We start from the raw sequence: 19,292 nt of genomic DNA, 5'->3' as shown, positions 1-19,292 counted from the left end.
CCACTGACCCTCCCCCCCCAGGCCCCCGTCCGGATCGGGTGGGCGGGGGCCTGGGGGGGGAGGGTCAGTGGGATACCGGGAGGAACTGGCCCGGTTGGCGGCCGGCGCCGGCGGGGCCGCGGTAGCACTGGGCGATGTCGAGCCAGCGGTCGGCCTCGGCGCCCGTGGCCGTGACGGCGACGTCGTCGCGGTGGCGGCGGCGGGTGACGAGGAGGCAGAAGTCCGTGGCCGGCCCCGCGATGCGGTTCTCGGCGTCCTCGGGCCCGTAGGCCCACAGTTCGCCCGACGGCCCGGTGATCTCGAAGCGGAACTGGACGCCGGGCGGGGTGAGGCCGCGGGAGAGGTAGCCGAAGTCCTGGGTGAGGACGGCGAAGACGACGAGGTGCCGGAGCCGGTCGGTGCGTTCGAGGGTGACGCCGAGGGCGTCGGCGATGTCCTGCCCGTGCGCGAACTGCTCCATGATGCCGGCGCAGGCCAGGACGATGGGCGGGAGCGGGTTGACGAGCCAGGGCACGGTGTTGCCGGGCGGTACGGCGGCCAGGCCCTTGACGACGGCGGCGCGTTCGGCCCGCCAGCGGGCGAGGAGGGTGTCGGGGGTGTCGTCGTCGTAGTCCTTGAGCGCGGCGTTGACGGCGCCGTCGAAGTTCTGCTGCGCTCCGGCGGTCATGGCCTCGAACCGGGCGGCGTCGGTGGCGGCGGCGGTGGCCAGGCGGAAGATGAAGGCCAGGTGGGCGACCTGGTTGTGGATGGTCCAGCCGGGCGCGGGGGTGGGCAGGTTCCACTGGTCCGGGTCGAGGCCGGACACCAGGCGGTCGAGTTGTTCGCCGTCCGCGGTCAGGTCGTCGAGCACGACCTCGAGCTCGGTCATGGGAGTGTCCTCTCGTCGGTTGCGGTGTTGATCGGGTCTCGCTGGAGGGGCTGCCAGGCGGCGACGCGGCGGGCGGCGGTGAGCGCGGCCCAGGCGGTGGTCTCGACGAGCGCCTGCGGGTCGGGGTCGCCGGCGCGGTAGGCGGCGACGACGCCGGCGTCCACCTGGTAGGAGGCGAGGGCAGTGAGGAGGGCGAGGCGGGCGGCGGGCCGCTGCGCCGGGGGGAGGGTGGCGGCGGCCTCGTCGGCCCAGCTCCGGCCGAGGCCGGGCGGGTGGCCTTCCCAGGTGGTGACGTGGGTGGTGACGAGGTCGCGTACGGGTTCGGGGAGCCGCCGGGCGCCGGCCGTCTCGACGGCGGCGGCGGCTCGGGCGAAGGCGCCTTCGATGTGCCGGGTGCCTCTGGTCCAGGCGAGGTCGGCGGGCACGGGGGCGGCGGGGAGCAGGGTGAGGGAGTCGCCCTTGCGGCGGGAGCGGCGGGCGGCGGGCCGCATGACGGCGCCGAACAGGCGCAGCGCGGCTCCTCGGGCGCCTCGGGGCAGCTCGGGGGGCAGGGGTGAGTCGCCGAGGAAGACGTTGACCATGCGGTTGAGGTAGTGGAAGGTGACGGCGACGGCGAGGAGTTCGCGGCTGTGGCCGACGAGGAGCGGCGGTTCGTGCCGTTCCGCGGTCTGTTTGAGGCCGCAGGCGCGGGCCCAGGAGGCGGTGCGCCGGGTGCCGGGGTCCTCGTGGCGTGAGATGGCGCGCAGGGTGGCGCGGTGCACGTCCACGCAGTACGGGCAGGTGTTGGCGGCCGACACCTCGGTGGCGACCACCTCCTTGAGCACGCGGCTGACCGTGCCGGAGGCGAGCAGCGATTCGCGCAGGAGCAGCCAGCAGGCCGCCATCGTCTCCGGCGCGGGCGAGTGCAGGATCACGGGCGGGGCGAGCATGCCGAAGTCGCGTTCGACCTGGGCGTACACCCCTGCGACGAGGCCGCGGGCGGCGCCGGGCCGTACCGGGGTGACGTGGCGGACCTGGGCGAGGGTGCCGGGCGCGGTCATCCTGCTGAGGAGTGCGCCCACGGCTATCTCCGCATCAGGTCGGGGACCAGGTGGGCGGCGCCGCGCCGGCCGCTGGTGGAGCCGTCGGGGGCGGGGGCGCCGTAGGTGACGTCGACGCCGCGTTCGCGGGCGGCGGCGACGATGCCGGGGATCGCCCGTTCGGCGAGGGCGGAGATGGTCATGGCGGGGTTGACGGTGAGGGCGCCGGGCACGGCGGAGCCGTCGGTGACGAAGATGCCGGGGTGGCCGCGTACCTCGTGGCGGTCGTCGAGCGCGGAGGTGTGCGGGTCGTCGCCGATGCGGCAGGAGGCGAGGGGGTGCACGGTGTAGGCGCCGACGAGGTCGTTGGTCCACGGGGTGACGGTGGCGAGGCCGTCGCGTTCGAGGATCTCCTTGCATTCGGCGTCGGCCATGGCCCAGGCGGCGACCGTGTTGGCGGTCGGCTTGTAGGTGAGGCGGCCGACGCCGAGCATCTGCTGGGAGAGCCGGTCGGAGTTGCCGCGCTGGGGCGGCGGCCCGAAGACGCCTTCGTTGTCGTCCTCGATCATCTGGAAGATGATCAGCCAGGACTGCCAGCGTTCGAGCATCTCCTTCTTGCGCGGGCCGAACCAGGAGCCGTCCTCGGCCAGGGCGAGGATGGTGCCGAGGCCGGGCGGGAAGTAGAGCTGCTCCAGCGAGTACCGGGAGTATTCGGGCAGCGAGGCGTCGAGCCGGTCCCAGTTGGCGACGGTGGGGCCCTTGCCGATCTGGTTGGCGGCGTAGCCGAGGCCGTCGCCGCGCTCCAGGCCGAGGACGTCGCGGACGCGGTCCTCGTTGAGCACGGCGGTGTTCAGGCGTTCGCCGTTGCCGGAGAAGTAGCGGCCGACGCCGTGCGGCATGGGGCCGAGCGCGGGTTCGCTGCGCTGGAGGATGACGGGGGTGGCGGCGGCTCCGGCGGCGAGGATGACGATCTTGGCGTCGATGGTCCCGGCGCCTTCGGTCAGACGGTAGTCCTCGTCGTGGACGTGCGCGTAGTGGACGCGGTAGCCGCCGTCGTCGGTCCTGGAGATGCTCTGCACCTCGTGCAGCGGCCGGATCTCGGCGCCGTGGGCGAGGGCGGCAGGCAGGTAGTTGAGCAGCAGCGACTGTTTGGCGTCGAAGCGGCAGCCGGCCATCATCCAGTTGCAGTTGACGCAGGTGGAGGTGTCGACGGCGGCGGGCACCGGGTTGGCGGTACGGCCGGAGTGGCGGCAGGCGGCGGCCCACAGCCCGCCCGCGTACGAGACGTCGTCCCAGCCCTGCTGGGTGATCGGGATGGACTCCTCGACGCGGTCGTACCAGGGGTCGAGGCTGTCGCGGTCGATGGCGCGCGGCCACATGCGGCGGCGGATGCTGCCGCGGCGTTCGAAGACGAAGCGGGGGGCGCGGGGCATGGCGGCGAAGTAGACGACGCTGCCGCCGCCGACGCAGTTGCCGCCGAGCACGCTCATGCCGTCGCCGACGACGAAGTCGAAGATGCGCGTGTAGGAGGAGCCGAGCTTGTAGTCGTGCTCGAAGTCACCGCTGGTCAGCCAGGGGCCGCGTTCGAGCATGACGACCTTGGCGCCGCCCGCGGCGAGGTGGTAGGCGGCGATGGCGCCACCGAACCCGGTTCCGACGACGAGCACGTCGGTGCGTTCGACGCTGTTCATGCGGGGCTCCCGGAGGGCGTGGTTGCGGGGTGGACGTCGGCCAGCGGCCTGCCGTAGGACCAGGCGCGGAACCTCCACAGGCCGTCGGGGTCGGGCCGGGTGATGCCCATGGCGGTGAGCCCGGGGTGCCCGGCGGCCAGGGCTTCGGCGGTGCTCAGGTGCGCGGCCGAGTCGTAGGCCATGTTGCAGAAGAGGGCGAGGCTGACCCACAGGGCCTTCTCGGGGTGGCCGGGCGCGGTGAGCCATCGCACGACGGCGGCGCGGTCGTCGTACGGGAGCGACACGAACGGCGGGACGCCGTCCTCGGCGGCCAGGCCGTGCTCGGCGGCGTAGGCGGCGGCGTGGCGGTTGAGCGCGGCGGCGAAGTCGTCGAGCCCGCCGGTCAGGCCGGTGGCGTCCCATTCGAGCAGTTCGATGGCGCCGGCCTGGACGGCGCCGCCTCCCCGGCTGACGCCCGCGACGGCCAGGTCGCCGGCGTACCGCTTCTCGCCCGGGATGATCGTGTCGGCGAACGCCTCCAGCGTCGTCGTCCTGTCCTGGTGGTCGTCCGGTTTCCGTGAGGCCATGGGCGTTCCCTGTCTAGAGGCGGTTCGGGTCTTGATCAGAGGCGCCGTCGAGCGCCACTCGCAGGGCGTTCAGCGCGCGGGTGGTCTGGCTGCGCACGGTGGAGGACTCGTTGCCCAGGACGCGCGCGGTGTCCTCGACGCTGCGGTCCTCCCAGAAGCGCAGCAGGAGGGTGGCCCGCTGGCGCGGGCCGAGCCCGGCGAGGGCGTCCATCAGCGCCAGGCGCTCGCTCACCAGGAGGTACGGGTCGGAGGTGGTGGGGGTGTCGGGCACCGCGCCGATGAGGACCTCGCGTGTCCAGCGCATGGTCCTTCGGTCGCTGAGGAACAGCCGTCGCATGACGCGCCGCGCGTAGGCGCCGATCCTGTCGTGGCCGTCGAGCGTGTCCCAGTGCTTGTGCAGCGCGATCAGCGTGCGCTGGACCAGGTCGTCGGCCTCGTACCAGTCCTTGGAGAGCTGGTAGGCGGTGCGCCGGAGAGCCGGTCGGCTCCGCCGGACGAATCGCGCGAAATCCCCGTCCTCTCGCGCTGCGGCCATTGTTCACACTCATCCCACATCGGCGTTGTCGCATTCGAACTCTTTGCCCCGAATTTGTCCTGCCCATAGGAACGTCACAACCCCTACCGGCGGCCGGTATGCCCTTATCCGCAGGCCATCCCTATTTGCCGTGCGGCAACCCCTGATTTAGATTTGAGTCACACTGCCGGCCGGAAGCAGCCGGCGATAAATGGGCGGCACCCCTATTCGCGGCGCCGGCACCCCTATTTCCCCTGCGCACGGCCCCTACGCCGACCGGCCCGAACGTATGCTCGCGCAATGAGCAGACCGCTGACCACCGCCCCGGCGCCGCCGACACTCAGTGCGACCGGCCGGTCACCCAAAATTTCTTTCGGATGAATCGCCGTCCGATGCAGCTTTCCCCGCGCGTCGCCGCGTGTAGCAGTAGGCAGCCGAAATCCATTCGGTCTCTAATGCCGAGAATGCGCACCGACCAGGGTGATCGAGGAATCGCCGCAATCCGGGAGAAGAATTCGGCCGCCATTCGGGGGCGATTTCATCCGGGATTGCCCGAACCCCTCCTCAACCCGGGAGGACAAATGGACGACGTGATCGAACGAGCGGTCATGCGGGTGATCGAGAGCATGCAGGAGAACCTCGGGGAGCAGCTCACGATCGACGACATGGCCCGCACGGCGATGTTCAGCAAGTTCCACTTCTCCCGCGTCTTCCAGCGGGTCACGGGGCTCTCGCCCGGCAGGTTCCTGTCGGCGGTGCGGTTACGCGAGGCCAAGCGGCTTCTCGCGACGACCTCGCTGAGCATCACCAACATCAGCCACCAGGTGGGCTATTCGAGCGTGGGCACCTTCAGCTCGCGCTTCACGCACAGCGTGGGCCTGCCGCCCAGCAAGTACCGCCAGCACCTGGGCATCACCGCCCGGACGCTGGCCGGCGGCGGGGAGAGCCCGCCGCCCGGCGCGACGACGACGCTGACCGGCGTCGTCACCTCGCCGCTGGCCGGCCAGCCGGTCTTCGCCGGCCTGTTCCCCGACCAGATCCTCGAAGGCCGCCCGGTCAGCTTCACCGTGACCGACGGCCCCGGCCCCTACGTGCTGGAGAACGTGCCCGAGGGCCGCTGGCACCTGATCGCGCAGTCCGTGGCCGCGGGCCGCGAGGACGCCATCCACCTGCCGCCCGCCGGCGACGGCACGCTGTGCATCGCGCGCTCCGGGCCGATCACGGTGGCCGCCGGCAGCGGGCCGAGGCGCGCCGACGTCCGGCTCCAGCCGATGCGCCCGCTCGACCCGCCGGTCCTGCTCGCCCTGCGCGACCTGGTGACCTCGGCCGGCGGCGCCACCGGCTGATCTGCGTAAGGACGGCCGACACAGACGATCCGCGAGCGGTGAGGAGCTCACCGGCCCGCGGATCGTTCCGGTCGGTCAGGCGAGGCTCACCGTCATCGGCAGCCCGCCGCGCACCCGCAGCGACAGCATCGCCTCCGGCACCGCGCGGAACCCCGGCACCCCGGTCAGCCTGAGCTCGCGGGCCACCATGGCCAGCACGAACGTGGCCTCCATCATGCCCAGGTGGTTGCCGACGCAGAACCTCGGCCCGGCGCCGAACGGGATGTAGGCGTAGCGGGGCCGCGACGACGGCGCCGCCGGGTCGAACCTGCCAGGGTCGAAGCGCGCGGGCTCGTCCCAGTAGGCCGGATGCCGGTGCAGCGTGTACGGGCTGATCAGCACGTCCGCCCCGGCGGGCACCCGGTAGCCGCCCACCACGTCGTCGCGCTGGGCGACCCGGGTCAGCGCCCACACCGGCGGGTACAGGCGCATGACCTCCTCCAGCACCATCGCGGTGTAGCGCAGCCGGTGCAGGTCCTCGTACGTCGGCGGCCGGTCGCCGAGCACGGAGACCGCCTCCTCGCGCAGCCGCTCGCGCACCTCGGGGTGCCGGTCGATCAGGTGGAAGGCCCACGACAGCGTGCTCGCGGTCGTCTCGTGCCCGGCCAGCAGCACGGTGACGATCTCCTCGCGCAGCCGGCGGCGGACCGCGCGCGGATCGCCCTCCTCCCGGGCGGAGGCGATCAGCCGCGACAGCAGGTCGCCGCCGTCGGTCGGCCGGTTGATCCGCTCGGCCACCAGCAGGTCGACGGCCCGGTACAGGTCGCGGCGGGAACGCCGGAAGCGCAGGTGCAACGGCAGCGGCAGCCACAGCGGCACCATCGACAGCGTCACCATCTCGAACATGGCCTGGTCCTGGACGCCCTCGAAGGAGTGGCCGATCGAGGCGTGCGCGCCGAGGTCGGCGTCGAGCAGCGTGCGGCCGAGCACGCCGAGCGCGAGCCCGGTCATCTCCCTGGCCACGTCGACCGGCCCGCCGCCCGCCCGGGCCCGCAGCCGGGCGACCAGCCGCCCGGCCTCCTCGCCGATGACCGCGTCCTGCTGGGCCAGGCGCTTGTTCTGGAACATCGGCTGGATGGTGCGGCGCTGCCGCTTCCACCGCTCGCCCTCGCTGGTCAGCAGCCCGTCGCCGATGACGCGGCGGGCCTCCGACAGGCCGATGCCCTTGTGGTAGTTGCCGCTGTTGTCGGCCAGCACGTGCTTGGCGTGGTCGGGGTGGTTGAACAGGTAGATGGACTTGGGCCCGATCGTCATCCGGACGGCGTCGCCGTACCGCTCCGCGGCCGTGGACAGCAGCCCGAGCCGGTCGGTGACGAGCCGCTTGAACAGGGCCGGGGCGGCCAGGCGGGGCGGTCCCGGCGGCGTCGCCGGGACCGCCTGGACCGCCGTGGCCGACCCGCGGGTGCGTACGGCGGTCACGCCGTCACCTCGCGCAGCTCGGAGGTGATCTCCCTGAACTGGCCCCGGTAGACCAGCAGGCCCTCGCTGCCGGAGTCCTGGCACATGGCCAGGACCTTGCCCACGAAGATGGTGTGGTCGCCGGCGTCGTGCCGGCTCCACAGCTCGCACTCGAAGCGGGCGATGGCGCCCTCGACGAGCGGCACCCCGGTGAACATGCCCTTGACGACCTCGACCTCCTCGAACTGGGCGGCGCCGAGGGCCCGGTAGCGGTTGGAGAAGTGCCGCGCCGCGTCCTCCTGGTGCGCGGCCAGCACCGACACGCCGAACGTCCCGGTCATGGTGAGGCACTGGTGCATCACCGCGTTCTTGTCGATGCAGACCAGGACGAGCGGCGGGTCGAGCGATACCGAGGTGAAGGAGTTGGCCGTCATGGCGTGCGGCACGTCTCCCCCGGTCGTCACCACGGTGACGCCTGTGGCGAAGGTGCCGAACGCGCGTCGCAGCGCCTTGGTGTCCGTCAGCGGTGTGGTTGATGGGTGGAGTTGCACGCCAGACCTCCTGGAATCCGTCCTAGGACGCGTACGGTTCGAGGGCTCTCACCAGTGCCTCGGGGACCCTGGCGGGTGCCGTCCTGGTGTTGGGCCCGCGCATGCAGGCCACCCGCTGCCTGCCGCGGGCGATGAGCGTCTCGCTCCCGTCCTGGTTCAGCCGCATGTAGTCGAAGCCGAACTCCACCTGGGTCTGGGTGAGCTCGGTGAGCCGCATGCGGATGGACAGCTCGTCGAAGGCGGTGATCTCCGCGAAGAACTCGCAGTCGACCTTGAGCGTGAAGAGCTTGAGATCGTCCTGGAGGTCGGCGAGCACGTCGGGCGCCCGCTCCTTCAGGAACATCTCCCGGCACCGGCCCTGCCAGCGCAGGTAGTTGACGTAGTAGACGTTGCCCACGAGGTTGGTCTCCTCGAAGCCGACCGTGTGGACGTACTCGAAGTACTTGCTCATGGCTGGGTCCGCCCTTCGGTGAGTACCGCGACGACGACGGGGTCGGGCAGGTCCCGCACGGCCGTCACGAGTGTGGCGACGCGCAGCTCCGCCGTGGCGAAGACCACCCACGCGTCACGTTCCGCCGGGGTGATGATGAGTTCGGCGCCGCCGAGCCCGGCGGCCCGCAGGCAGCGTTCGGCGGCCGCGACCCGGGCCGCCGCCGTGTCCGGCCGCTCCCCGGTCTCCGCCGCCACGCGCTCGGCCAGCGCCGCCCCGCCGGCCTGCCCACCGGCCTGCCCGCCGGTCTGCCCGCCGGTCTGCTGTACGGGCGCGATCGCGCAGGCGACGGTCCCGGGGCCCGCCACGGACAGCGTGAGGCCGTCCATGTGGGCCGTGACGGGGTCGCCGGCGCCGCGGCCGGCGATGCGGGACCCGGCCAGCGCGCCGCGCTCGCCCGCGTCCTGCCCGCCCGGTTCGACGCAGGCGGCCAGCCGGACGCCGGTCAGGTCCTCCAGGGTCCGCTCCAGGTAGGGCCCGAGCAGCGGCGCCACCCACGGCCCCCGGCCGTCCTTCTTGCGCACGGCCTGCAGCCGCAGGCCCTCCCACCGCTCCACGACCTGCCCGTCCGGCGCGCGTACGGCGATGTCGTAGACGTAGGCGTCGCCGTCCCTGCCGCGCTCGGTCGCGCAGTAGCGCAGCCGGTCGTGCCCGGCCAGCGCCGGGCCGCCCGGGTGGATCCGGTCGACGCCGGTCGGCAGCAGGGTGGCGTCGGGGACGCACACCTGGTTGCCGTGCATGAGGGCGTCGCGCATGCCGGGGTCGCCCAGCAGCAGCTCGCCCGGCAGGTAGGCGGCGAACCAGTCGCCGTCGTCGACCACCGCCACGTCGGCCTCGACGGCGCGCGCCTCGGCCCGGTGGTAGCGGGCCAGCCGCTGGAACCGCTTGCCCTGGAACAGCACGTCGCCGTACATCTCGGCGGCGGGGTCCAGCGCGACCGCCGCGAGGCCGTCGCCGGCCTGCTCGGGCGGCCCGGCGGGGGCGGCGTCACCGGTCAGCGTGAGCACCGCCCGGAAGTGGTCGACCTCGTAGCCGGTGTCGCCGCTGCGGATGCTCACGGCCAGCGTGTCGTCGTCGCCGGTGACGGCGGCGGCGACGCGCAGCGTGGTGCTGCCGCCGGGCGGCACCACGATCGGGCGCAGGAACTCCGCCCGCTCGATGACCGGCGTGACCTCCCGCCCGGTGGTGGCCAGCGCGGCCTGGGCCATGGCCTCCATCCCGAACACCGCCGGGAACAGCAGGTTGCCGTCCAGGTGGTGGTCGGCCAGGTAGAGGTCGGTGCCGTCGGTGAGCTCCAGCTCGGTGACGAGCTCCACGCCGTGGTAGCGGATCAGCGGCTTGCCGACGAACCGCAGCAGGGGCAGCTCCGGCCGGTCGTAGCGGACGGTGTGGATGCCCTCGGTGCGCCCGCTGACGACCACGACGCGGGGGGCGTCCGGGTCGGCGACGAGCCGCCGCATGATCTCCACGCCGTCGGCGGCCGGGATCGGGGTGACGCCCTGCCGGGTCAGCCGGTCGACGACCGACAGCCGCTCGCCCATGCCGACGTCGGACCAGACCGACCACTCCATGCACAGGGTCCGGCAGCCCGGGTGCCGCTCGGCGAACTCGCGCGTCAGCTCGGCCAGCCACTCGTTGGCCGTCGCGTAGTGCGCCTCGCCGGGCAGCCCGGCCCGGCCGATGATGCTGCCGAAGGCGACCAGCAGGCGCAGCCGGTCGCCGTCGACCGCGTCGAGCACGTGGCGCAGGCCGTCGACCTTCGGGGCGAAGGTGCGGCGCACGGCGTCCATGCCGAGCGTGGCCAGCGACTCGGGCTCGTTGCGGCCGGCGCCGTGCAGCACCGCCGTCACCGGGCCGAGCGCCCGCTCGACCTCGGCGACCGCGTCGCGCACCTGGGCGGCGTCGGTGACGTCGGCCCTGGCGTAGTGGACGTTCAGCCCGGCGTCGGCCATCCGCCGCAGGTTGGCGGCCAGCTCCTCGTCGGCCGCCGGGTCGGAGCGGCCCAGCACGGCCAGCGCGGCCCCGGCGTCTCCTGCCACCGCCAGCGCGCACTCCGCCGTGATGCCCTTGCCGCCGCCGGTGACCAGCAGGACGTCGGAGGCGTCCAGCGGGTGCTCGGTGCGGGCGGGGCGTACGGGCAGCGCGCGCATGGTCGGCACCCGGCGCGCGCCGTCGTCGTCGTAGTACGCCTCGGCGTAGACGTCGGTGGCGGCCACCTCGGCGGCTACCCAGGCTGCCGCTTCGGGGATCGCCGGTACGTGCACGATGGTGGTGCGGAGCCCGGTGGACTCCAGGTGGAGCGTCTTGGCCAGGCCCGCCGCGCCCCGTCCGTGCTGGACGAGCACGAACCGGGTGCCGGGTCCGCCCGCGAGGGCCGCCTGCGCGCCGAGCAACGCCTGTTCGACGTCGTCGGGCGAGCACTGCGGAGGTAGGCACACCAGTACACCGGATCCGACCTTCCCGCGTTCGAGCGCCTCGCGCAGCGGCTGGGCGACGGGCGAGGCGGCCGGGCCCGTGCCTCCGTACACCTGCCAGGAGCCGCCGGCCTCGGCGGCGGCCCTGGCGGGCAGCGGCAGCTCGTCGAGGTCGACGGCGAACGACCGGACCCACGGGGCGGCGCCCGTCACCCCGGTCACCGTCCGCCTGCCCGGCTCGGCCGCCAGCTTGTCCAGCTCCTCGCCCAGCTCGCGCAGGCTGGCGGTGGCGAGGTTGGCCGGGGTCTGCCCGGCGGGCAGGCCGAGCTGCTGGGTGGCCTGGTCGATGATGTGCATGACGGTGACGGAGCTGAGGTGCAGCTCGTCGAGCGGTTTGCTGTCCTCGGTGACCATCTCCAGGGGCAGCTCCGCGCGGGCGGCGGCCAGGCGGCGCAGCAGGTCCGTGGTGGACTCGCCGGGCTCGCCCTGGCCGGTGGACGCGGCCGACGCGGTGGACGCGGTGGACGCGGTGGCCGGAGCGGCCGGTTCGGCCGGCTGCCCGCTCGCCTGCGCGACGGTGATCTTCGGCGCCTGCTCGGTCGGGCTCATGAGGAACGACAGCTCGCGGCCGACCTCCATCGGCCGGGTGAGCCGCCCGTGGAACAGCTCCTCGTGCGCGACGGGCACGCCCGTCACGTACGCGGCGCCGAGCACCCGCAGCAGCCCGGTCAGCGACTCGTCGTCGGTGTCGAGCGCGATGGCCGGCACGTCGGTGACGGCGGCGGCCAGCCCGCTGAGCACGCGGCCGGGGCCGACCTCGATCAGCAGGTCGAGGCCGTCGGCGGCCTGTTCGAGCGCCTGGGTGAAGCGCACCGGGGCGGTGATCTGCTCCCGCAGCAGCGCGGGGATGTCGCCGTCCGGCGCGAGCGCGGTCCCGGTGACGGTGGAGACGACCCGGCGGCCGATCCTGCCGAACCGCTCCCGCTCCAGGTAGGGCGTCAGGGCCTCGGCGGCGGGCGCGACCAGCGGCGAGTGGAAGGCGTGCGAGACCTTCAGCCTGGTCCAGCTCACCCCGGCGGTCACGGCGGCCCGGCCGACCTCCTCGATCGCCTCGACGGGGCCCGCGACGACGGTCTGGTTCGGGCCGTTGTAACCCGCGATGACCACCGGCAGGTCGCCGATCAGGGCGGTCACGGTCGCCGGGTCGGCGCGCACGCCGGCCATGGTGCCCGACTCGCTGTTCTCGGTCATGGCCCGGCCCCGGCCGGTGGCCAGCCGCAGCAGCGCCTGCTCGTCCATCGCGCCGGCCCAGTGCAGGGCCGACAGCTCGCCCAGGCTGTGGCCGACGGCGACCTCCGCCTCGACGCCGAGCAGGGACAGCGCCCGAAGCCCGGCCATCGAGCCGGTGACGATGCGCGGCTGGGCCACGGCCGTGGCGACCACGTCGCCGCCGGCCGGCAGCCCGGCCTCGGTGTACAGCTCGTCCACGTCGGCGAACCGCCTGCGCAGCGCGCCGCCGCCGGTGCCGCGCCCCGACCCCTGGCCGGGGAAGAGGTAGCCGACCCTGGCGGTCCCGGCGGCGTGGCCGTAGAAGGCCTTGCCGTCGGGGGTGAGCAGCCTGCGCTCGCCGGAGTCGATCGCCTCCAGCACCCGCGCGAGCTGCCGTTCGGCCTCGTCGGGGGTGGCGGCGACCACGGCGGCCCGGTAGGGCAGGCCGCGCAGCTCGCCTTCGAGCGTCGCGGCCAGGTCGGTGAGCTCGGCGTAGGACACGGCGGGCACGTAGTCGTGCATCCGCGCCACCCGCTCGCGCAGCTGCTCGGGCGTGCCGCCGTCGAACAGCAGCAGCTCGGCGTCCTGCAGCGAGGAGGCCAGCAGCTTGGTGCGGCGGCCCAGCCTCCGCCTGGGGGCCGGGTTCTCGATCACCACGTGCGAGTTGATGCCGCCGAAGCCCATGGCGCTGACGCCGGCCCGCAGCGGGGCGTCGGCGGGCCACGGCTCGGCCACGCGCAGCGCCCGCAGTTGCGCCTCCTCGCCGGTCAGCACCTCGTGCGGGTCGACGCAGCCGAGCGTGGGCGGCAGCACCTGCTCGTGCACCGCCATGACGGCCTTGATCAGCCCGGCCACCCCGGCCGCCGCCTTGGCGTGGCCGATCATGCCCTTGATCGAGCCGACGGCGGCGGGCCCGCCGCTCGCCCCGGCCTCGGCCCTGGCCCGCGACAGCGCGGTCAGCTCCGTCGCGTCGCCGACCGCCGTGCCGGTCCCGTGGCCCTCGAACAGCGGCACCGTGTCGATGCCGAACCCGGCCTTCTCGTACGCCCGCCGCAGCGCGAGCTGGTAGCCGCTCACCTCGGGCCGGGTCATGCTGCCCCGGCCGTCGGAGGAGATGCCCCAGCCGGCGATCGTGGCGTAGACGCGGTGCCCGGCGGCGACCGCGTCCTCCTCGCGCATCAGCACGACGATGCCGCAGCCCTCGCCCGGCCAGAAGCCGTTGGAGTGCCGGTCGTACAGCCGGAAGTCGCTCTTGGCCAGCGCCCCCGTCTTGGCGAAGCCGATCACCTCGAACGGGTCGATGGACAGGTCCACGCCGCCGGCGATCGCCACGTCGAGGTCGCGGTCGGCCAGCGCCTTGCTCGCGGTCACCACCGACAGCAGCGACGAGGAGCAGGCGCCGTCGACGATGTAGCCGCCGCCGTTGAGGTCGAAGTGGTTGCAGATCCGCCCCGCGATGGTGTTGGCCAGGGCGCCCGCGAGCGTGTCCTCGTCCACCGGCGGGAACGGGCTCTTGAAGGCCGCCTCGTAGGCGCCGAGGAAGCCGGCCAGCTTGTCGTCGTCCCAGCCCTGCTCGCGCAGCGCCGCCGCGAGCGTGCGCCGCACGTACGGCCAGCGCAGCCGCAGCGCGTTGGCGCGGCTGAACTCGCCGGTGAGCGTGTTGCCCACGACGACGCCGGTGCGCTCCTTCGGCAGGCCCTCGGCGCCGGGGAACCCGGCGTCGGCCAGGGCCCGGCCCGCCATGTCGAGGGCGAGCCAGTGGGTGAGGTCGGCCGAGCGGTAGGTGCTGCCGGCGATCCGGTGGGCGACCCGGTCGAAGGCGTAGCCCTCGATGACGGCGGCGGTCTTGGCGTAGAAGCGGTCGGGCGTGGCGGGATCGGGATCCCAGTAGTCGTCGTGCCGCATCCGCTCGTCAGGCAGCCGCCTGAAGGCTCTGCGGCCGGCGATGGCGTTCTCCCACAGGGCGCGGGGGGAGTCCGCGTCGGGGTATCGGCAGGCGAGACCGACGATCGCGATCCTGCTCATGCCCGCGCGACCTCTTTCTCGGCGGTGGCGATGGCCGCGGCCGCCGCCGCGGTGACCCGGGCGGCGTCGCGCTCGCGGGCCAGCTCGACCGCGCGCAGCGACCACAGGAAGCCGCCGCGGACGACGCACACGATCGCGGTGGCGAAGAAGATCCCGTACGGGATGTTCATGCCGGTGAGCAGGCCGTAGGTGAGGGCCACGCCGGCGCCGAAGGCGACCTGGGAGAGCGGCTTGGACGGGCTCGTCCCCGGGTCGGTGATCATGTAGTTGGTGAACAGCACGAACGCGACGCCGGTCATCATCGACAGGCCGCCGAGGATGGAGACGTCGTCCACGATGAGCCCGCGCACGATCGCCTGGAGGGCGAACACGCTCACCCAGGCGCCGATCAGCCACATGCGGTTGGTGAGCTTGGCGTTCAGCATCGTACCCGCGGTGATGATGATCAGGGGCACGATCCAGTCGATCGGGTTGGTCACGTGCTCGGTGAAGTGGTACGGCGGCGCGATGCTCGCCCAGGGCAGGAGCACCAGGATCACGGCGATGCCGAAGTTGGACGGGTTCATGAAGTGGCGCAGCCGTCCGCGCACCGGCGCCCTGAGCACCCACTTGGCGCCGACCGCGACCGCGATGCCGAACATCATGACCAGCACCTGGTCGTTGACGTAGATCAGCATGTTGAGCGCGATGCTGGTGATGTGGGCCGGGTAGAGGAACTCCACCAGGCCGCGGAAGCCGTTGCCGCGGAAGCGGGCCGGGCGGCCCTCGGCGCGGGCGCCGATCCACTCCAGGGCGATCTCGATGGTGTAGCCGGTCGCCATGGCGATCAGCGGCCACGTCCACGGCTGCTCGAAGCCCAGGACGGTGTAGCCGAGGATGTTGAAGATCGTGATCGAGAGGGCGAACCTGCGCAGCGCGGTGATGACCTTCGGGTCGTGGCGCGGCGGGCCGCCGGCCTTCTTCTCGGGCTGCGCCGCCGGCGCGGTCTTGTCAGCGGCCATGACGTCACTTCTCCTTCGCTTGCGAGCCGAGCTGGATGGCGTGCCTGCCCGGGCTGAGCTGAAGATCCTGCTCGCGCACCTGTCCCGTGCGGTCGCGCCAGCGCAGGTGGACCTTCACCGGCCCGGTCACGTGCTCGCCGAGCCCCAGGTGCACCTCGTGGCTGCGCCGGCCGGAGTGGCCGCTGCCGCCGTCGACGCGCCCGATCACGGTGCGGTCGCCGACCGTCGCCGTGGCCTCGGCGCCGATGGCCGGGGAGCCCTGCGCGCCGGTGGCGTTTTCGTGGGTGAGCTGGAGCGTGATGGCCGATCCGGCCGGCGCGCTCTGGTTGTGGTAGAAGATCGGCGCGTCCCACTGGCGGGCGACCGCGAGGTCGAGCAGCCCGTCGCCGTCGGCGTCGCCGGTCGCGATGCCGCGCGTCGGCACCGGCACCGCCAGGCCGAGCTGGCGGGAGATGTCGGCGTACGTGCCGTCGCCCTTCTTGGCGAAGAAGGCGAGCGTCTGGCTGCCGGCGATGTCGGCGCCCTCCCTGACCACGGGCCAGGAGTGCGGGTTGCGCACGACGGCGTCGTTCGCGGTGGCCAGCTCCTGGAGCTGCGCCCACCGGTTCACCCAGCCCTTGACGAAGCCGGTCGCCTGGACGATGGCGGGGTCGCCGCCGTTGTTGAAGTCGTCGATCTTGACGTCCCAGCCCCAGCCGGTCCACGCGGTCCGGTCCTGGGCGCTGCGGTCCTCGAAGGGCGCCACGCCGTCGGCGAGCTGGGCGCGTACGCCGGCCCGGTCCTTCGCCGTGTTGTAGAAGGCGAAGTTGCTCTCCTGGATGCCGAACGAGGTGGTGATGTTGCTGACGAAGGTGTCGTAGAGGCCGTCGCCGTCGAGGTCGCCGAAGTCGGAGCCCATGCCCTTGAACGAGTCGTGGCCGAGCGACTTGGACTTGGGCACCCACGGCGTGCGGGAGCCCTCGGCCAGCGAGAAGGAGATCTTGCCGGGCGTGGACCGGTTGTACAGCAGCCGGTCAGGGCCGAAGTCGTTGTTGAGGAACAGCTCGGGAAGCAGGTCGCCGTCCAGGTCGGCGGTGCTGGCGCCGAGCTCCCAGCCCTTGGAGACGTCCTTGTCCAGCACGTTGTCGAGCCGGTCGAAGGACGGGGCGCCCGCGGTGACGCCGGTCCAGCGGAAGAAGTAGTTCTCGCCGCCGTTGACCGCGCCGGACATCGAGTCGTTCATCTCGACGCCGCCGTTGACCTTGTCGTCGAGGACGGGGCCGTGGGGGAAGTAGTTGCCGATGAAGATGTCGAGGTGGCCGTCGCCGTCGAAGTCGGCGGTGGTGGCGGTGTTGCTGTTCCACTGCGGCCCGGTGTAGGTGGCGCCGCCGGCGCCGGGCACCAGCTCGGCGGCCGTGAACGCGTCCGCGGACAGCGTCGTGGCCCCGGTCCTGGCCAGGTGGACGATCGGGGTGCGGCCCCAGTAGTACGTCAGGACGTCGGTGCGGCCGTCCTCGTTGAAGTCACCGGCGATGCAGCCCATGGGGGCGATCGCGTCGTTCATCGGCAGCGTGCCGGTGGACAGCGCGAACGGCTTGTAGCGGTCCGAGCGCGCGCCCGGCGTGGGGGTCACCACGACCCGGTCGATGCGGGGGTCGGTGACGCACAGGTCGTTCGACAGGCCGTCCATGTCGAGGTCGTTCATGGCGATCCCGGCCCCGACGGAGGAGATCCAGGCGTCGATGTGCGTGTAGCGCTGGTTCACCGCGCGGATGGTCTGCTGCGGCAGGTCCGACGGCAGGGCGATGCTCAGCGGCTTGAACGCGTACGCGCCGGCCAGCTCCGCCTTCTCCTCGTCGGAGGCGAAGGACGGGCTGCCGATGACGAACAGGGCGGCCATCACCACGAGGGCGACGACTCCGGCCTGTTGCCGGCGCAGCCAGGTGGCTACCGTGGTCACGGGGTGACACCTCCAAGGGAGACGAATTCGCCGGCTATCCGCTGCCGCCAGATCTCGAAGGCGGGCAGCTCCCCCGGCAGGGACGGTGCGGGCATGGACTGGATGCAGATCTCGGCGGCCTGCTCGGCCGTGGTGCCGCAGAGGATGGCGGTGGCCTGGCGGGTGTGCGGGCCGAGGAGCCCGGCCCGGATCCTGGCCTCGGCGGCGAAGGCGCTGCCCTGGGCGAGCTGGCCTCGGTAGGGGCCGGCCCGGTCGCGCAGCTCCCACAGCTCGTCGCCGGTGGCGCCGCCCGCGTAGGTGGCGGCCAGGCCGGTGCCCGCGTACAGGTCGGGGCGGCGCTCCTCGGGGAAGCTCTCGATGAGCGACGTCACCTGTTCGACGTCGGTGCCGCCGACGAACCACAGGGCGCGGCCGATGCCCTGGTCGACGGCGCGGGCCGCGTACGCCTCGTGCCCGGCGGGCCAGGGGAAGCGCGTCTCGCGCACCTGCCGGCGCACGTACTTGTCGGTGTGGAAGTACGCCTGGTGGAAGCCGTAGCCGTCGTGCACGAGCCACAGCAGCAGCGGGTCGAGCTGGGCGGGGTCCGGCCACAGGAAGCGGGGCAGCCGGGCCATGGCCCAGCCGATCCCGACGTAGATCATGTAGTTGTGGCGGTCGCCGCGCCCGGCGAGCGTGCCCTTCACCCTCCGCAGGTTGGCGAGGGAGGCGCAGTCCAGCACGGCGAGTCCCATCCCGGCGCCCTCGTAGGCGAAGCCGCGGAACCGGTCGGGGATCTGCTCCAGCCGGTCCTCCGCCTCAGCGGGAGTGCGCGACTCGGCGGCGTACGCGAAACCGGTGAGGAATATCTCGCCAACTTTCTCCAATAATTCGCGGGCCGCCTCGTTTTTTACATGGAAACCGCGGACGGCGAGCTTGGTCTCCGTGACACTGGGGGTAAGTATTCGCTTTCTCAGCGATCGAAGCAGGCCGGCCATAACAACCCTTCACCGCTCAACCAGCAGGTACTGTCTTCTCATTGACACATGACGTGGAATCTTCGGGCAACTCCGGTCGTGCTTACCGCGTTAATGCGGGATCATCGTGCGGCGTTTTCAACCGCGAAATGCGCGCGTACGTTGCGGCGCCACTGCTCGTAATCCGGGACGCCGCCGGGACGGCCGGGCCCGACCGCGGTGTCGTCGGCGAGCGCGACGGCGGCGTCGACGGACAGGCCGGTGAGCACGTTCCCGGCGGCCTCGCTGTGCGCGGGGACGTGGCCGGAGTAGTGGCGGGCCTTGAGCGCGAACACCGAGCCCTGGGCGAGCTCGTCGCGGTGCTCGCCGGCCTCCTCGCGCAGCGCGGCCAGCGCGCCGCCCGCACTGCCGCCCGCGAACGTGGCGGCCAGGCCGACGCCGCTCCACAGGTCGGCCTGCCGGGCGGTGGCGAAGCGCCGCACGGCGGCGGCGACGTCGGGCGCCCGCCCGCCGTGGATGAACCACAGGGCGCGGCCCACGCCCTGGTCGACCGCCCGGGGGAAGTAGCCGGGCTCGCCGCGCCACGGGTACGGGGCGGGCACCCGCTGCTCGTCGACGTATCGCCGGGTGTGGAAGTAGGCCAGGTCGAAGCCGTAGCCGTCGACCGCGAGCCAGCTCATCACCGGGTGGTAGGGCGAGCCGGAAAGGTCGGGCAGCACCTTCTTCCACAGCGGCCTGGGCAGCCGGGCCATGGCGAAGCCGATGCCGATGTAGGCGAGGAAGATGTGCGGCTGCCCCGGGCCGAGCAGCAGGTCCCGGGTGCGCTGCCGCCGCCTGCCGCCCATGGCGTCGAGCACGGTGAAGGCCATGGTCGCGCCCTCGTAGGCGAAGCCGCGGTGGTCGGCGGCGACCAGGTCGAGCCTGCGCTGCACCTCCCACTGGTCACGCGCGTCGATGCCCCATTCGAAGCCGCAGACGACGGCCTGCGGGATCGCCTCCAGCCGCTCGGTGTCGGCGGTGGGCGGGCCGGGGAAGCCGCGTCCGGCGAACGTCACCTCGGCCAGGGACGGGGCGAGCACGAGCCTGCGGAGCGAACCGAAAAATGTCGACATCGTGGAACCTCTCCTCGCCTACCGACTCGACCGGCCGTAGGGCCGGGCACCTCAACAGGATGCGTTCGGCGGCGGGAGGGGGCTTTTCGCAGATTGC

At 72.9% G+C, this 19,292-nt stretch carries 14 protein-coding genes; 1 reads left to right on the top strand and 13 read right to left on the bottom strand.

Annotated elements, in window-relative coordinates; all coding sequences use genetic code 11:
• Positions 1-64: 64 nt before the first annotated feature.
• The 5 genes from ACBI99_RS38205 to ACBI99_RS38185 are packed head-to-tail and all read right to left on the bottom strand — an operon-like array spanning position 65 to position 4,679.
• Positions 65-868: a TIGR03084 family metal-binding protein gene (locus ACBI99_RS38205; protein ID WP_219507955.1), complete on the bottom strand. Its 804-nt coding sequence runs from the start codon at positions 866-868 to the stop codon at positions 65-67.
• Positions 865-1,929, bottom strand: a complete 1,065-nt coding sequence (locus ACBI99_RS38200) for a carboxymuconolactone decarboxylase family protein (RefSeq protein WP_357592007.1) — start codon at positions 1,927-1,929, stop codon at positions 865-867. Before ACBI99_RS38200 ends, ACBI99_RS38205 begins: the two co-directional genes overlap by 4 nt.
• Positions 1,930-1,931: 2 nt before the next feature.
• Positions 1,932-3,578 carry a GMC family oxidoreductase N-terminal domain-containing protein gene (locus tag ACBI99_RS38195; RefSeq protein ID WP_219507956.1) on the bottom strand — a complete coding sequence of 549 codons (1,647 nt, stop codon included), beginning with the start codon at positions 3,576-3,578 and terminating at the stop codon, positions 1,932-1,934.
• Positions 3,575-4,144 (bottom strand): DUF5987 family protein, encoded by a 570-nt coding sequence (locus ACBI99_RS38190; RefSeq protein WP_219507957.1) that lies wholly within the window; start codon positions 4,142-4,144, stop codon positions 3,575-3,577. The genes ACBI99_RS38195 and ACBI99_RS38190 overlap by 4 nt, the downstream gene beginning before the upstream one ends.
• A gap of 13 nt (positions 4,145-4,157) precedes the next feature.
• Positions 4,158-4,679 (bottom strand): SigE family RNA polymerase sigma factor, encoded by a 522-nt coding sequence (locus ACBI99_RS38185; RefSeq protein WP_219507959.1) that lies wholly within the window; start codon positions 4,677-4,679, stop codon positions 4,158-4,160.
• Between the two features lie 560 nt (positions 4,680-5,239).
• Between ACBI99_RS38185 and ACBI99_RS38180 the strand changes: the two genes are divergently transcribed.
• Positions 5,240-6,004 (top strand): helix-turn-helix domain-containing protein, encoded by a 765-nt coding sequence (locus ACBI99_RS38180; protein WP_219507961.1) that lies wholly within the window; start codon positions 5,240-5,242, stop codon positions 6,002-6,004.
• Between the two features lie 75 nt (positions 6,005-6,079).
• Here ACBI99_RS38180 and ACBI99_RS38175 read toward each other — a convergent pair whose 3' ends face one another.
• From ACBI99_RS38175 to ACBI99_RS38140, 8 genes are all read right to left on the bottom strand, one after another.
• Positions 6,080-7,462: a cytochrome P450 gene (locus tag ACBI99_RS38175; protein ID WP_219507963.1), complete on the bottom strand. Its 1,383-nt coding sequence runs from the start codon at positions 7,460-7,462 to the stop codon at positions 6,080-6,082.
• Positions 7,459-7,992: a flavin reductase family protein gene (locus tag ACBI99_RS38170; protein WP_219507965.1), complete on the bottom strand. Its 534-nt coding sequence runs from the start codon at positions 7,990-7,992 to the stop codon at positions 7,459-7,461. Before ACBI99_RS38170 ends, ACBI99_RS38175 begins: the two co-directional genes overlap by 4 nt.
• A gap of 22 nt (positions 7,993-8,014) precedes the next feature.
• On the bottom strand, positions 8,015-8,443 hold the full coding sequence (locus ACBI99_RS38165) for a thioesterase family protein (protein ID WP_049565857.1): 429 nt from the start codon (positions 8,441-8,443) through the stop codon (positions 8,015-8,017).
• Positions 8,440-14,190: an SDR family NAD(P)-dependent oxidoreductase gene (locus tag ACBI99_RS38160; RefSeq protein ID WP_375074707.1), complete on the bottom strand. Its 5,751-nt coding sequence runs from the start codon at positions 14,188-14,190 to the stop codon at positions 8,440-8,442. The genes ACBI99_RS38165 and ACBI99_RS38160 overlap by 4 nt, the downstream gene beginning before the upstream one ends.
• On the bottom strand, positions 14,187-15,191 hold the full coding sequence (locus tag ACBI99_RS38155; protein WP_219507969.1) for an enediyne biosynthesis protein: 1,005 nt from the start codon (positions 15,189-15,191) through the stop codon (positions 14,187-14,189). The genes ACBI99_RS38160 and ACBI99_RS38155 overlap by 4 nt, the downstream gene beginning before the upstream one ends.
• Before the next feature lie 4 nt (positions 15,192-15,195).
• Entirely contained in the window at positions 15,196-17,130 is a 1,935-nt protein-coding gene (locus ACBI99_RS38150) for a CRTAC1 family protein (protein ID WP_219507971.1), read from the bottom strand.
• On the bottom strand, positions 17,127-18,104 hold the full coding sequence (locus tag ACBI99_RS38145; protein ID WP_219507973.1) for a DUF1702 family protein: 978 nt from the start codon (positions 18,102-18,104) through the stop codon (positions 17,127-17,129). The genes ACBI99_RS38150 and ACBI99_RS38145 overlap by 4 nt, the downstream gene beginning before the upstream one ends.
• A gap of 101 nt (positions 18,105-18,205) precedes the next feature.
• Positions 18,206-19,195, bottom strand: a complete 990-nt coding sequence (locus tag ACBI99_RS38140) for a DUF1702 family protein (RefSeq protein WP_375074706.1) — start codon at positions 19,193-19,195, stop codon at positions 18,206-18,208.
• Positions 19,196-19,292: the final 97 nt, after the last annotated feature.

The organism is Nonomuraea sp. ATR24, assembly GCF_041950485.1.
Classification (GTDB): Bacteria; Actinomycetota; Actinomycetes; order Streptosporangiales; family Streptosporangiaceae; genus Nonomuraea; species Nonomuraea ceibae.
This window is presented reverse-complemented; position numbering and strand designations above follow the sequence as displayed.